At 46.2% G+C, this 13,700-nt stretch carries 11 protein-coding genes; 7 read left to right on the forward strand and 4 right to left on the reverse strand.

The annotated features are described in order from the left end of the window. Positions 1–261: 261 nt before the first annotated feature. Positions 262–519 carry a GlsB/YeaQ/YmgE family stress response membrane protein gene (locus tag HFE01_RS18390; protein WP_013372531.1) on the forward strand — a complete coding sequence of 86 codons (258 nt, stop codon included), beginning with the start codon at positions 262–264 and terminating at the stop codon, positions 517–519. Between the two features lie 125 nt (positions 520–644). On the opposite strand, the gene HFE01_RS18395 is transcribed toward HFE01_RS18390, so the two are convergent. Beyond that, positions 645–1,937, reverse strand: a complete 1,293-nt coding sequence (locus HFE01_RS18395) for an MFS transporter (RefSeq protein ID WP_167438595.1) — start codon at positions 1,935–1,937, stop codon at positions 645–647. Between the two features lie 279 nt (positions 1,938–2,216). Here HFE01_RS18395 and HFE01_RS18400 point away from each other — a divergent pair, with 279 nt between their 5' ends. Genes HFE01_RS18400 through HFE01_RS18410 form a run of 3 tightly spaced genes read left to right on the forward strand, consistent with a single transcriptional unit; the run spans position 2,217 to position 4,521 of the window. Then, entirely contained in the window at positions 2,217–3,068 is an 852-nt protein-coding gene (locus tag HFE01_RS18400; RefSeq protein WP_167438596.1) for an amino acid ABC transporter substrate-binding protein, read from the forward strand. Between the two features lie 17 nt (positions 3,069–3,085). Then, positions 3,086–3,754, forward strand: a complete 669-nt coding sequence (locus HFE01_RS18405) for an amino acid ABC transporter permease (protein WP_044787610.1) — start codon at positions 3,086–3,088, stop codon at positions 3,752–3,754. Positions 3,755–3,768: 14 nt separating this feature from the next. Beyond that, positions 3,769–4,521 carry an amino acid ABC transporter ATP-binding protein gene (locus tag HFE01_RS18410; RefSeq protein ID WP_044787609.1) on the forward strand — a complete coding sequence of 251 codons (753 nt, stop codon included), beginning with the start codon at positions 3,769–3,771 and terminating at the stop codon, positions 4,519–4,521. Between the two features lie 83 nt (positions 4,522–4,604). Here the strand turns inward: HFE01_RS18410 and HFE01_RS18415 are convergent, their stop codons facing one another. The 3 genes from HFE01_RS18415 to HFE01_RS18425 form a co-directional block, all read right to left on the reverse strand. Beyond that, a complete protein-coding gene (locus HFE01_RS18415) occupies positions 4,605–5,765 on the reverse strand; it encodes an MFS transporter (RefSeq protein ID WP_045244267.1) in 1,161 nt (386 codons plus the stop codon). A gap of 257 nt (positions 5,766–6,022) precedes the next feature. Further along, a complete protein-coding gene (locus tag HFE01_RS18420) occupies positions 6,023–7,306 on the reverse strand; it encodes an AAA family ATPase (protein ID WP_017426772.1) in 1,284 nt (427 codons plus the stop codon). Continuing rightward, positions 7,306–8,763: an RtcB family protein gene (locus tag HFE01_RS18425; protein ID WP_016818693.1), complete on the reverse strand. Its 1,458-nt coding sequence runs from the start codon at positions 8,761–8,763 to the stop codon at positions 7,306–7,308. The genes HFE01_RS18420 and HFE01_RS18425 overlap by 1 nt, the downstream gene beginning before the upstream one ends. Positions 8,764–9,317: 554 nt before the next feature. Between HFE01_RS18425 and HFE01_RS18430 the strand changes: the two genes are divergently transcribed. The 3 genes from HFE01_RS18430 (at position 9,318) to HFE01_RS18440 (ending at position 13,597) form a co-directional block, all read left to right on the forward strand. Beyond that, complete coding sequence (locus HFE01_RS18430) at positions 9,318–9,647, forward strand: ArsR/SmtB family transcription factor (protein WP_016818694.1); 330 nt, start codon at positions 9,318–9,320, stop codon at positions 9,645–9,647. 29 nt (positions 9,648–9,676) lie between these two features. Then, positions 9,677–11,455, forward strand: coding sequence for a SulP family inorganic anion transporter (locus HFE01_RS18435; RefSeq protein ID WP_019688262.1), 1,779 nt, complete (start codon positions 9,677–9,679; stop codon positions 11,453–11,455). Between the two features lie 516 nt (positions 11,456–11,971). Then, the gene (locus HFE01_RS18440; RefSeq protein WP_025365563.1) at positions 11,972–13,597 is read left to right on the forward strand and encodes a S8 family serine peptidase; all 1,626 of its coding nucleotides are present in this window, start codon (positions 11,972–11,974) and stop codon (positions 13,595–13,597) included. Positions 13,598–13,700: the final 103 nt, after the last annotated feature.

Raw genomic sequence — 13,700 nt, forward strand, 5'->3', positions numbered from 1 at the left:
CCTATGCATGAAGTGACTTCAGTGAAGCCATAATGTGAGGATGGCACAAAAAAAGCAGGAATACAAGGATAAACGGATAGGAGACACACTTTTCACACAAAGAGCATAAATAATCTGGGAGGCACGTAGGATGGTATCAAGCCCCCAAATCAGCGTACCATTGAGTGGTAATATTAACCATTTGGTCTCTGTGTGTTCAAAAGGAGTTCGAGTGGTTAATAATAGAACACAACGATAAAAACTAAAACGAGGTGACGCAAAATGAGTTGGTTATGGGCATTGATTGTTGGTGGTATTATTGGTTGGTTGGCAGGAATTATCGCAGGTCGTGATGTTCCGGGTGGTGTGATTGGTAACATCATCGCTGGTTTTATCGGTGGATGGTTGGGTAGCTTGATTCTGGGAGACTGGGGTCCTGAAATCGGATCGTTCTACATCGTTCCTGCATTAATTGGTGCGATTGTGCTGGTCGTAATTGTAAGCTTGATCTTCCGTTCCGTTGGACGGAGCAGAGGCTAACTTTACGAATCAGTGAATAGACTTGCCCCTATGGGGCGCAGGCAAAATGGAAAAAGCTGCTTCTGCAAGGTTCACAAGATGAACCTGTGGGAGCAGCTTTTTTTGTGAGAAGTTTACACCGTGTTCTATTGAAAACGCCTGATATGAGGAACAATGAGAACCCCTAGCACGATACACATGCCGATGGTTGCAAACATACCAATGGTGAGGATACCGCCAAGCTTGTCCGCCACGGCACCTACGGCCAGATAGCCGACAGGAAGCAGTGCGAAGGAAAACATCAAATCCAGACTGGCTACACGTCCAAAGGATTCAGCGGGAACTAATTCCTGCAGGCTGGTCTCCCAGATGATCGCAAAAATCATAATACCAAATCCTTCGAGCATCATGCTCATAATCAATCCTGGCATCCAGGTGACTATAGACAACAGCAGTAAGGCAAGACCGCTGACAAAAGCTCCTAAGTAAGCGAGCAGACCGCGGTGTTTCCAATGCTTGCGTGATCCATACACAAAGGCTCCCAACATGGCACCAATGCCACTACTTGCCATTGCGATGCCGTATACGACTGGATTATAGCCATGATGCACCTTGAACAGCCATGGGATGAGCACAGCGATAATACCTGAATAACAGATATTAATGAAAGAAAAGGCGAGTATCGTAATCCATAGCCAAGGATGGCTTTTAAGAATAGCAAAGCCTGCTATAAAATCCTTGAGAAAATGTTGTCCACCCTGATCTTCCTGTTCTGAACTGGTCTGACGTTTGCCGATGATGGAAGCCAAATGAGCACTTAGCATCCAAAAACAGGCAAATGATACCAGGTAAGCGATAGAATCCAGTCCAAAGCCGACGCCGGGAGAGGAAAAGGATACAATAAAGCCTCCTAGCGGAGGACCGAGTAGACGAACAGCTTGTATGCTGATTTGACTTAGCGCATTGGCAGCATTGCGGATGTCCGGTGTAAACACTTGTGCACGTAAGGCCGAATAAGCCGGATTAAAGATACCATCCATCAATCCGTACAACGCAAGCCCAACGAATAGGAACGGTAACTTCATCCCGTCCGTAAACATCAGCACCGAAGCAACGAACATCAGACCAAAGCGGGCGACATTCGTGAACAGAAGGAGGCGAATTCGGTCGATTCTGTCCACGATCATTCCTGCGAAAGGAAGAATAAGTACATTTGGCAGCATATAAACCGTCATCGCCAATCCCATGATGGTGGTCGAGCCTGTCAAAGAATAGATAACCAGTGGCAAAATGACTGTCGTGACGGAGCTTCCTAACATCGCGATCCAATGTCCAAGCCATAAGAGGGTGAACGCTTTGGATTGTTTTAAAGGTGAAGTAAAGGTAGCCCAGGCCGAGTGCCTTCCTTCAGGGGATAAAGTTGTATTTTGGGTATCCATGATCACACTCCGGTAAATATTTCTAATCTGTATATTAAAATCTATTATACGAAATCTCTTATGTAATGGTACACAAAAAAGTTGCTGCGAGGGCAGTGAAGATGAATAGCCAGCCTATGATGGAGTCAACCTAGAATAGAATTAGATGATAAAAAATATAACTTACCTTTTGGATAGGGATTATTGGATAAAAGCATTGACGTGCGAAAATGAATGATGTACTATTCAATGACCAGCCTGTGCTAGGTTATCAAGAAAAAGGGAAAGAGTGTGGACAACATGAAAAAATTTAGTTTTTTACCGATTGTACTCATCGTGATGGCATTGCTGGTTTCGGCTTGCGGCAACAATGATAAAGGCGCTAGCACGAATGATGCATCTACCGGAGGGAACGGTTCTAATAATGGAAAAGCAGATACAACGGCTGCAGCTACCCTTGAATCTGTAAAAGCGAGCGGCAAGCTGAGAATTGGTACGGAAGGTACCTATGCTCCGTTTACGTACCATGATGCTGCTGGCAAATTAACAGGCTTTGACGTCGATATTGCAACCGAAGTAAGTAAGCGGCTGGGTGTGCAACCGGAATTTATCGAGACACAATGGGACGGAATATTTGCAGGCTTGAACTCCAAGCGGTTTGACGCAGTATTCAATGAAGTGTCCATTACAGATGAGCGTAAGCAAAAATATGATTTCTCCGATCCGTACATTGTCTCCAAGGCGGTTCTGATCGTGAGTGAAGATAATACGGACATCCAAAAATTTGCTGATCTAAAAGGTAAAAAGGCAGGGCAATCTCTGACTAGCAACCTGACTCAAATCGCAAAAAGCAACGGGGCGGAAATTGTAGCAACCGAAGGATTCAACCAAGCTATTGACCTCCTCACTTCCAAACGGGTAGATGCGACCGTCAACGACGGATTATCCTATCTGGATCTGAAAAAGCAAAAGCCTGATGCTCCAATCAAAAAGGTGGACGAATCTTCGGATGCTTCACACAGCGCAGCAGTATTTAATAAAGGTAGCGAAGATTTGATCAAGGAAGTCAACAAAGCGTTGGCTGATATGAAGGCTGACGGTACGTATCTGAAAATTTCTGAAAAATATTTTGGAGCCGATGTGTCCAAATAATAAAGGATGTCTGTACAATGGATGATCGCCAAATACAAATTATTATGGATTCATTATTGCCTCTGCTAAAAGCAGGGGTTTCTTTTACGATTCCGCTCACACTGATCTCATTTGCTCTGGGACTTGTGCTGGCGCTAATCACTGCACTCGCCCGGTTGTCCAAATGGAGAATACTCAAGCTGATCTTCGGCTTCTATGTATGGGTGATTCGAGGAACTCCTTTGCTGGTGCAATTGTATATTATTTTCTACGGTTTACCTTCTGTTGGTATTACACTGGACCCGTTTATTGCTTCAGTGATCGGCTTTACGCTTAGCGTGGGGGCCTACAGTTCTGAAATTATGCGTGCCGCTATTATTTCCATTCAAGAGGGTCAATGGGAGGCGGGATATTCCTTGGGGATGACACGCTGGCAAGTGCTGCGGCGGATCGTGCTTCCTCAAGCTTCCCGTGTATCCGTACCCCCGCTTGCCAACTCATTCATCAGCTTGGTAAAGGATACCTCACTGGCTGCCACCATCACCTATGTGGAAATGTTCAGAACGGCTAATCAGATTGTAGCTACCACCTACGAACCGCTATTAGTTTATACCGAGGCTGGAGTTATTTACCTGCTATTTAGCACGATATTGACTGTGCTGCAAAATGATTTGGAAAAGCGTCTCAGCCGTTATTCCATTAGATAAAGGAGATTGTACCGGTGATCCAAATTCGGAATATACACAAGTCGTTCGGCTCGCTGGAAGTGCTTAAGGGGATTGGCGTGACGCTCGATAAGGGAAAAGTGCTTGTGATTATCGGTCCTTCCGGTTCTGGTAAAACAACGCTTTTACGCTGCTTGAATTTGCTAGAGGTTCCCGATCAGGGAGAAATTCAGGTAGGTGATATTGCCCTGAATTTTGCGAAAGGAACGAAGCCTCGACAAGAAAACATTTTGGCGCTGCGTAAGCGGACAGGGATGGTATTTCAATCCTACAACCTCTTCCCGCATATGACTGCGATACAAAATGTGATGGAGGGGCAAGTCACGGTTCAGAAAAAAAGCAAGGACGAAGCGCGCAAACGTGCATTGGAGCTGCTGAAGAAGGTGGGACTGGCTGATAAAGCAGAATCCTATCCGCATCAATTGTCGGGAGGACAGCAACAACGGGTCGGTATTGCCCGGGCAATGGCGGTCGAACCTGAGGTGCTTTTGTTCGACGAGCCGACCTCTGCTCTTGATCCCGAGTTGGTAGGTGAGGTGCTCAAGGTTATAAAGCAATTGGCTGCCGAAGGAATGACGATGGTTATTGTCACCCATGAAATGAAATTTGCGGCAGAGGTTGCGGATCATGTAATCCTGATGGATCAGGGCGTAATCATTGAACAGGGTACGCCACATCAGGTGCTGGAGCAGCCGACCAGTCCACGGGCCATCCAGTTTTTGAATCGACTGAGTGGGGAAACGGAATAAACTGAACAGAAAGGCAGCTACAGCCGGGGGTTAAAAATAACGCCCAGGCCAGTAGCTGCCTTTTATCCATCAGTAGTCCTCTTTTATTTCACTTTAATTTTTAATGTAATCAGAAAGGTAATCAAAAGAATACAACAGCCTGTTAGGAATGGAGCGAACATATTCGCATCAAATAAAAATCCCGCGAGAGTAGGACCCAAAATATTCCCCACACTCATATAGGCATTGTTCATACCAGCTACATATCCTTGCTCATTTCCTGCCATCTTCGACAATTGTGTATTAAGAGCTGGACGAAGCATAGCTGTGGCAAAGAAAATAAGGGAAGTCACAAGAAAAATACTCCAAAAATCTTTGGCAAAGAGAAGTAAAATATAAGCGGCAGAGGTGAATAGAAGCGAGCCTTTGATCAACCTTTTTTCACCAAACTGCTTGATCATTTTAGCCACAACCAAAGCCTGCATACCGACGCCGATCACAGCACCTACAGTTAGAAGGACTGAAATATGTTGTGGTGAGAATTGGAAGCGATTCGTTACATATAAACCAAGAACGGATTCAAAGTTAGCGAGTCCAAAAGTCATCACCAGGACAATGACAAAGAACATCGCATATTTTGACTTTAATGATCTTGCATATTGTTTGAAAATAGATTCCCTTCGATGAGTTGTTGCCCGTGCTGCCTTCATTTGTTCTTTCGATAAGCTTTCAGGTAAATAAACGATTGAAAAAATAACTGCAATCATAGCTGTACCTGTTGCTGTATACAGCGGCACTCTCGTTCCATATCCTGCAAGAAGGCCGCCAAGTCCTGGACCAATGACAAATCCAAATGACATCGCTGCCGCTAGCAGGCTATTTCCTTTGGCACGTTCTTCGGTTGTTGTAATATCAGCTACATATGCCATCATGGGTGGAATAATCAGGGCTGCTGCAACTCCTTCCAGAAGTCTTGAGGTGTACAGCATCCACAGCTCATCCCCAATAGCAAACATAAATTTAGCTACAGCAAAAATAATAACACCTACGACGATAAAAACTTTTCTCCCATATCGATCAGACAGCTGTCCAGTTATGGGAGAGAGCAAGAATTGCGTTATTCCATAGGCTGCTACCAATAAACCGATGGCTCGCCCACTGGCACCAAATTCAATGATCAATTCCGGAAGAATAGGGGTAATCAAACCAACGCCGACCATCACAATGAATATATTAATCATGAGAATTACGAGTATTCTTTTCATACAAAAAACCTCCTTATCCATTAGTTCTGGATAGGAGGCAGACATACGAACAAGAAGATACACTGCTCCCGTCAAAGAAGCAATGTTCTTATCGTTAATACCCAAAAGCCTACACTAATCCTATCCAGAAAATTCGTAAGATTACGTTTTTTCTTTGGAAATAGGATTAGTAGATCATTGGCTTAAGGTCACCCTTTCGGTACTTTATTGTTTATCATCGTAACATAAATTTCATAATAAGGCAATAAAAGGATGGATTAGAAAAATCCAACTCTTCCTTCGGAGACATTTTTTAGCCAGTCCTGCTTGCGGCTTTTATCAAGCTCGCCTCGCATGCCTTTAATAATCAGCTCAATATCGGCTTTTCCTTGCTCATGCCATTCCAGAGCCGTACTGACATATAGTTCTCCGAGCTGAGCCAGGGAGAAGCCGTCCGTCATCGCTGCCGCCTTCTGTGTACCTGTCTCACCTGCAAAAACAAGGAAGTTACGCAGTTTAAGATACGCCAGTCGCAGCGCTTCATCAGGCAAACTGATTTCATAAGCTCGATCGAAGCGGCCCGCCCGGTTCATCAGACCCGGATCGATTTTCTCGGGATAATTGGTCGTTCCGATCAGGAAGATGCCTTCCTTGGATGTAGCGCCGTCGAGCGTATTCAGGAAAAAGGATCGAACCTCCTGAGGCATAGAATCAATGTCCTCAATGACCAACACCATCGGAGCCAGGCGAGTAGCTGCCTCGAACACCTCTTTGACCGATTCGCTGGTTGTATATTCTGTAATTTGCCAGTAAGCAGCCGGACCCGGTACACTGCTGGCAATTGATTTCACTAGAGTTGTTTTACCGTTGCCTGGATGGCCGTATAGCAGAATCCCACGCTTGTAAGGAATGTTATAAGTCTGATAGAAGGTACGATCCGCTTCAAAAAACTGATCAAGTGATCGGAAGATATCCCGCTTGATTTCTGCCTTCAAAATCACGTCATCCCGCGTAATGGCGCGGGTTATCGGTTCTGCTTGCCGAGAGAGTCCACGGCTTGTATCGGTAAAGACGGTGACACGCTTCATATTTTGCTTGCGTTCACGACCGCGTACGCCTGCGAGGAAGCTTTGCAGCTCCTGATCTCCTATGGCAAATACGTAATCTTCATTGTATACGCCATTTTCACGGAAAAAGGGGACTCGTGCCAGTGCGATCCCCCACTTGGGATAGGCGAATACATTGTTACGCATCGACAGATGCACACCATATTCAGGCGTTGGCCCGTCATCGTCATATTGAATGGTGCGTTCCTCCAAACGATCGAAGACCCGTGCCACATGCTCCAGATCAGGGCTGCCTGAACGAATATCCTCCTCCAGCAGATCCCAATATTCAATATTGGGATCATCACTGGCATACAGCTCGTATTTTACGCCATAGCGGTTATAGAGTGCTTCACTAATACCGTCGATCAGACGGGCATAAGCGGCATAACCGGTAATGCGTCCATCTGTTCGTTCGTCAAATTCATAAATAGCTGGGATGTCTATACTCAACATTATTTTGCTCCTTTCAGGGCGGCCAGCGGTCTACATTTGGCTACAACGGCTGCGAGTCCTGCCCCGGTGACACTTTCAATAATATCATCTACATTTTTGTAGGCTTGTGGAGATTCGTCGATAATACTTTCCAGAGATGCCTGGTTGACCACAATTTCGTCGTCTGTCCCTACACCCAGGGCACCTGCAAAATCGTCTACACTTACAAGCCGCTTGGTCGCAGAACGCGAGCGAATACGGCCCGCTCCATGACAAATGGAGTGAAAGTTATCCTGACCGTCCGGTAAACCTACCATAATATAAGAGGCAGTCCCCATTGAGCCGGGGATCAGGGCCGGATGCCCAGTCGCCTCATAAGGCCGCGGATTGTCAGGGTGTCCTGCTGGAAGCGCGCGCGTTGCACCTTTACGATGTACAAACACGCTGCCATGATCCGGATGGGACTCCTCCCAAGCATAATTGTGCATCAGATCGTACAGCGTACGCAACTCGCACTTTGTACCAAAGACATCGCGGAAGGCTTCTCGCACGGAGTATGCAATCAGATGTCGGTTCACCACAGCATAATTCAGCGCTGAATACATCATATCCACATAATGTGCTGCCTCGGGATGATCCAGCGGTGCGAATACGAGTCTCGGGTCGGAGGTGCCGAGACCGAGACGGCTCATCGCTTTGGCGATGGCAGATGAACTGGACTGACTGACTGCTCCACCCCAAGCACGTGATCCGGAATGAATCATCACAGCCACCTGACCGTCGAACATCCCCCAAGCTTCAGCGACTTCTCTATTTTCTTCCGCAATTTCAATCGCCTGAATTTCGACAAAATGATTGCCTCCACCCAACGTGCCGAGCTGTCGATGAGCCCGGTGCCAAGTACGGTCTTCGACGAGATTCAGCACTTCCTCGTCAAAGGAGAACTTACTGTGCTCTACATGAGTCAGTGAGGTAGATTTCTTAGGAGTGTAGCTATCTGGAATATATTTATTAGGTAAGCCATGCAAACCCTTACGTACAATATGCTCCAGTCGTATATCCGAATAATGTCCGCGTTGGTGGGCTTCCATCGGCAAGTATTTGTCGATTGTCTTAACCAGCTTGCGGCGCAGCTTGATTTCCTTCAAAGCATCCTTGTGCAGATTGGTCAGGTGTACGCGCATGCCGCAGCCAATATCGCTGCCAACGATAGAGGGAGATACATAGCCGTCTTCCATTCCCCATACCGCAGTTGTACCGATGCAGGTTCCGACGCCTACATGTACATCTGGTGTATATCCCATATAGCGGATACCTGGAATTTGTAAATTGTTATTAGCCATCTCGAACACTTTGTAATCCAGTGAGGAGAAGAGTTGCTGCGAAGCGTACACGGTCAGATCCCCTGCCGGAAGCTTCATCAGGTGGCTGTATGGTCCTTCATGAAAAGATGAGTTGGTCGTAGGTCGTATATTCATAATAAATGGGTAGTTCCCTTCTTCATGTAAATTTATAACATCCTATAAAAAGATTCGAAAAAAACAAAAAAGCCGCAGACTTGTCGTCTACGGCTTCGTGCACCGAAAGTGTCATTACATTTTATGATCAGTACATCATACAGTACATCATAAAAACATAAATAACCTGTTCTTTCAATAGCATATAAAAATAAAAAAGCCTGGTTCATCACGCCGTCAGACAGCGTGACATACCCATCATGTCGCCCGAACGGGGCCGATGAGACGAAATTTCGAATATGTGATTGTATCATGCTGACTGATTGTCATTATCGTGTAAAGCTTGGTCATGTCTGTCGGCCCCCTTTTCTTAAAGTTAATTGTTATGTTAATGGAAACCTGTGGAAGCTGTCAACCCTGAAAGATAAAAGTGTGGAAAAATGTGACTATACGCATGGTGAAGTGTGAGTAACATCATAGTTCAATTGACCCAAAACTGTTATTGTACTGAATATTCAAATATTCAGATATTGTTGATCGTTATGAAAACAATCTGTGAGGAGGACGGCGCAGGCATGGAAGGAGATCTCCAGAAGTTTAAGGCTGACTTTTTCAAAGCATTGGCTCACCCTCTGCGCATCCGCATTTTGGAGGTGCTGAGTGAAGGGGAACGGAATGTGAACGAGTTGCAGACTGCGCTCGGTTCCGAAGGTTCTGCCGTATCGCAGCAATTGGCTGTCTTACGGGCTAAAAATTTGGTGAACAGCTTTAAGGAAGGCACAACGGTCGTGTATTCACTACGTGATCCGCTCTTAACGGAGCTGCTAGCGGTGGCGCGGCAGATTTTTGACAATCATTTAGTCGAAGCTATCTCGTTGCTGGAAGGAATACGTAACGAGAAGTAATGCTACTACAGAAAAGAAGGGTTACAGGAATGAAGTGGATAGGAAGGTTCGAAGGCTATAACGCAGGGGCTTTACGAAAGGATCTAATTTCTGGAAGCATTGTAGCGATTGTGGCCATCCCGCTCGGTATGGCGTTCGCCATTGCATCGGGGGTAAAGCCGGAATATGGTCTGTACACAACCATTGTAGCGGGGATTTTGATTTCACTGCTGGGTGGGTCCAAATTTCAGATCGGAGGACCTACAGGTGCGTTTATTCCAATTTTGCTGGCTATTGTCATGCAATACGGCTATGAGAATTTGCTTATAGCAGGGTTTATGGCAGGCATCATACTCATTTTAATGGGTGTTTTAAGGCTGGGGGCATTGATCAAGTTCATTCCCAAGCCCGTAACCATTGGCTTTACAGCCGGGATTGCCGTGACGATCTTCAGTGGTCAGATTGCTAACTTTCTCGGTTTGCGTGGGGTAGAGCGACATGAAACTTTTCTGCCTTCGATGGCAGAGCTCGTCCATCGACTTCCTTCACTCAATGTGTATAGTATCCTGACAGCTTGTATCTGTCTTGCTGCGCTTATTCTAGTGCCTAAAAAATGGCCCAAGATACCTGGATCACTGGTCGGCCTGCTCTTGTCAACGTTGGTGGCAGCTTTGCTTTTCCCAGGGCAGGTGGCTACGATTGGCTCTGCTTATGGCGCAATTCCGGCATCATTGCCTGAGCTGCATATTCCTGTGATGACGTGGGAATTGATCGTGAAGCTGTTGCCGCCAGCACTTGTTATAGCCATGCTCGGGGCTATTGAATCGCTGCTTTCAGCGGTAGTAGCTGACGGGATGACGGGAACCCGGCATAACAGCAATCGCGAATTGGTTGGACAAGGGATTGCTAATTTGCTGACACCACTGTTTGGCGGCATTCCTGCGACAGGTGCCATTGCCCGTACGGCCACCAATATCCGCAACAACGCGGTTTCTCCTATGTCAGGCATTGTGCATGGGATCGTGGTGCTCCTCATTCTGGTGCTTTTTGCACCTTATGCATCTAATATTCCGTTGGCTAGTATGGCACCGGTATTGATGGTAGTCGCCTGGAATATGAGTGAGCGCAAGCATTTTGCGCACATTCTCAAAACACGGACAGCGGATTCTATTGTGCTGGTCGTCACCTTTTTGCTGACGGTCTTTACGACGTTGACAACGGCTGTGGAGGTAGGTCTGATTCTGGCAGTTGTATTGTTCGTCAAACGTATGAGCAGTACACTTTCAGTCGATAAGGTGCTTCCTGACCCTTCTGTGAAGCATGAAAAAGTAGGCGCACATATGGTCACAGAGCAGCATGATTGCCCACAGGTGGCTATTTACAATGTGGAAGGGCCCCTATTTTTCGGTGCAGCTTCGACGTTGGAGAACTCAGGTGTAGGGGGACAGACTGGCCACCTGCAAGGGATTTTGTTGTTGCGAATGGGAAAGGTCCCTTTTATGGATATGACGGGAGAAGCTAACTTTACCGCATTAATTCACAAGTACCGGAAGTCTGGTGGGACAGTGCTTGTGTCCGGACTCCAGCCCCAACCGCTGGAGTTACTGCGGAAAACCGGATGCTACGACATGATCGGACAAAATCATTTTTTCGAACATACAGGAGAGGCCCTTACGGCAGCTCTTGCAATGGTGAATCAGGAGCGATGCAGGGGATGCAGGCAAATGGCTTTTAGAGAATGTACGAGCCTGTGTCGCAGAACCCAGGAAACTAAATCTTCCTTTCCAGAAGCCGTTTCGGTTCCCATACCTGTAAATAGCGGCAGATAGCATTCTTCTACATTTGCTGCTGATTGCCTCCTAAAACCTCTTTTATTTTCGAAACAAATGCGAGTTTTCTCGGTGCATTTGGTTGCGGATTATAGAAGAGGTTTTTCACTTCTTCAAGAAAAAAAAGGAATAAAATTCAAAAAAATGCTTGAATATCTGTTTTTATGACACTATACTAGATTCAAAAGATACCAAATGATTCATTCTTTTGTTTTAAATTGTATTTTAATAATATGCTTATCAACCTCCTCGATCACTTCTAGTATCTTACCCTACCCTTTTCTTCATTTTTTTCACTTACTTTCTTCCAGACTTGTCCACAGTTCTGAATTGAATGTCGTTCCTTGCGGTCTGCACCAAAGGTTATTCACCTTAGAATACGACCTATGGATTTCACCCCAGTATCTATATTTTTAAAGGAGGTGAGTACCAGAGGCTATTTGTGAGCTTTTGACGCTGCTGTCGGAAGGTTGTCTTTGAGAATCAAAAAAACCAAGTAAAGGGAGATTAAAAGTATTGATTAAGTCGAAAAATATCAAAAAGACACTGTCGGTCGGTTTTACCGCTATTCTTGCTTTTTCTCTGATTTCTCCGGTGTATGCAGATTCCAGCACAACCTCCTCAGCAGGAGCATCGTCGATTTCCGCCAAGGTTTCAGCCAAGCTGAACCAGCAATTCAGCGCCAGCGAGTATGTCACCTATCTGGTTAAATTAAAAGATCAAGTAGACACGGAGTCTGTTGCCAAGCACGCTTTTCAGAAGGCTTCTGCCGAGCAGATTTCCCCCGCTGCTGCTAAGCTATCTGTACGTACAACGGTTGTAAACTCTCTCATGGATACCGCAGAAAAAACTCAACAATCCGTGGAAGAATACTTAAAGAAGGAAGTCAATAACGGAAACGTCAAAAAATATAAGAGTTACTTTATCGTAAACGCATTTGCGGTAACCAGTACCAAAGAGGTCATGGAAAATCTCGCCACCCTACCTGAGATCGACAAAATTTTACCAGATGAAAAGCGCGAGTTGCAAAAGGTAGAAATCGATAAGGATACCCAGCCGATAGGGGAGCAATCAACAGCAGGCCAAGCAGTGGCAGATCAAACTGCTGTTGACCCGGCTGTGACGGAAGAAAATGCACAAAAATCGGTGCAAGAATCCGTGTATAAAGATGCAGTAACGCCAAGTCGTGTGGAGTGGAATATTTCTAAGATTAAAGCACCACAGGTGTGGGCCAAAGGTATTGATGGCAAAGGCATTGTCGTTGCCAATCTGGATACAGGTGTTGAATATACTCACCCGGCATTGAAAAGAAAATGGCGCGGGCTGAATGCTTCCGGTCAAGTCGTCAATCCAGAGCTGAGCTGGTATGATGCGGTTAATGGAGCATCGCTGCCAACAGATTCCCATGGACATGGTACACATACGATGGGGACAAGCGTTGGCTCAGACAGCAACGGTACGAATCAAATCGGTGTTGCTCCAGGGGCAAAGTGGATTGCCGTACGAGTATTCAATCCAGATACCACAGATTCCATCTTGCTGGATGGTGGGCAGTGGATTCTTGCACCTGTAGATAAAAACGGCAAAAAGCACCCTGAGCTTGCACCGGATGTGGTGAATAATTCTTGGGGCGGTGGACCTGGCCTGGACGAATGGTATCGCCCAGTGACCAAGGCGTGGAGAGCAGCACAAATTTTTCCTGAGTTCTCCGCAGGCAATACAACACTATCGAATCCCGGCGGACCTGGGTCTGTGGCCAATCCGGCTAACTTGCCAGAAGCCTATGCCACAGGAGCCACCGATATCAATAACAAGCTGGCAAGCTTCTCGTTGCGTGGTCCTTCTCCTTATGGCGAAGTGAAGCCAGAAATTTCGGCTCCTGGTGTAAACATTCGTTCCTCTGTACCGGGAGGAGTTTATGAGGGAGGCTGGAACGGTACCTCTATGGCAGGTCCGCATACGGCTGGATTAGCGGCATTACTGCTTCAGGCTAAACCATCATTAACTGTGGATCAATTGGAGGATGTTATTTCGAAAACCGCAACACCGCTGACAGACAGTCAGTATCCGACTTCACCCAACAACGGCTATGGAAATGGTCTGATCGATGCGCTTGCTGCGGTGAACTCCGTACTTAACTAAAAATAATCATAATCATAATCATACAGGTTTAAGAAAGATCCCCGAAAATCCCTTTGGGCGGCTCGTACAAGGATGCATGCACCTGCTAACCGTGTGTTGCACT

Origin of the sequence: Paenibacillus sp. EKM10P, assembly GCF_011800655.1 — a bacterium.
GTDB classification, from domain to species: domain Bacteria; phylum Bacillota; class Bacilli; order Paenibacillales; family Paenibacillaceae; genus Paenibacillus; species Paenibacillus polymyxa.

Bases quoted from the DNA above. Each gene is read 5' to 3' on its own strand.
- HFE01_RS18390 (WP_013372531.1), top strand. From the start codon at position 262: ATGAGTTGGTTATGGGCATTGATTGTTGGTGGTATTATTGGTTGGTTG.
- HFE01_RS18395 (WP_167438595.1), bottom strand. From the start codon at position 1,937: ATGGATACCCAAAATACAACTTTATCCCCTGAAGGAAGGCACTCGGCC.
- HFE01_RS18400 (WP_167438596.1), top strand. From the start codon at position 2,217: ATGAAAAAATTTAGTTTTTTACCGATTGTACTCATCGTGATGGCATTG.
- HFE01_RS18405 (WP_044787610.1), top strand. From the start codon at position 3,086: ATGGATGATCGCCAAATACAAATTATTATGGATTCATTATTGCCTCTG.
- HFE01_RS18415 (WP_045244267.1), bottom strand. From the start codon at position 5,765: ATGAAAAGAATACTCGTAATTCTCATGATTAATATATTCATTGTGATG.
- HFE01_RS18420 (WP_017426772.1), bottom strand. From the start codon at position 7,306: ATGTTGAGTATAGACATCCCAGCTATTTATGAATTTGACGAACGAACA.
- HFE01_RS18425 (WP_016818693.1), bottom strand. From the start codon at position 8,763: ATGAATATACGACCTACGACCAACTCATCTTTTCATGAAGGACCATAC.
- HFE01_RS18430 (WP_016818694.1), top strand. From the start codon at position 9,318: ATGGAAGGAGATCTCCAGAAGTTTAAGGCTGACTTTTTCAAAGCATTG.
- HFE01_RS18435 (WP_019688262.1), top strand. From the start codon at position 9,677: ATGAAGTGGATAGGAAGGTTCGAAGGCTATAACGCAGGGGCTTTACGA.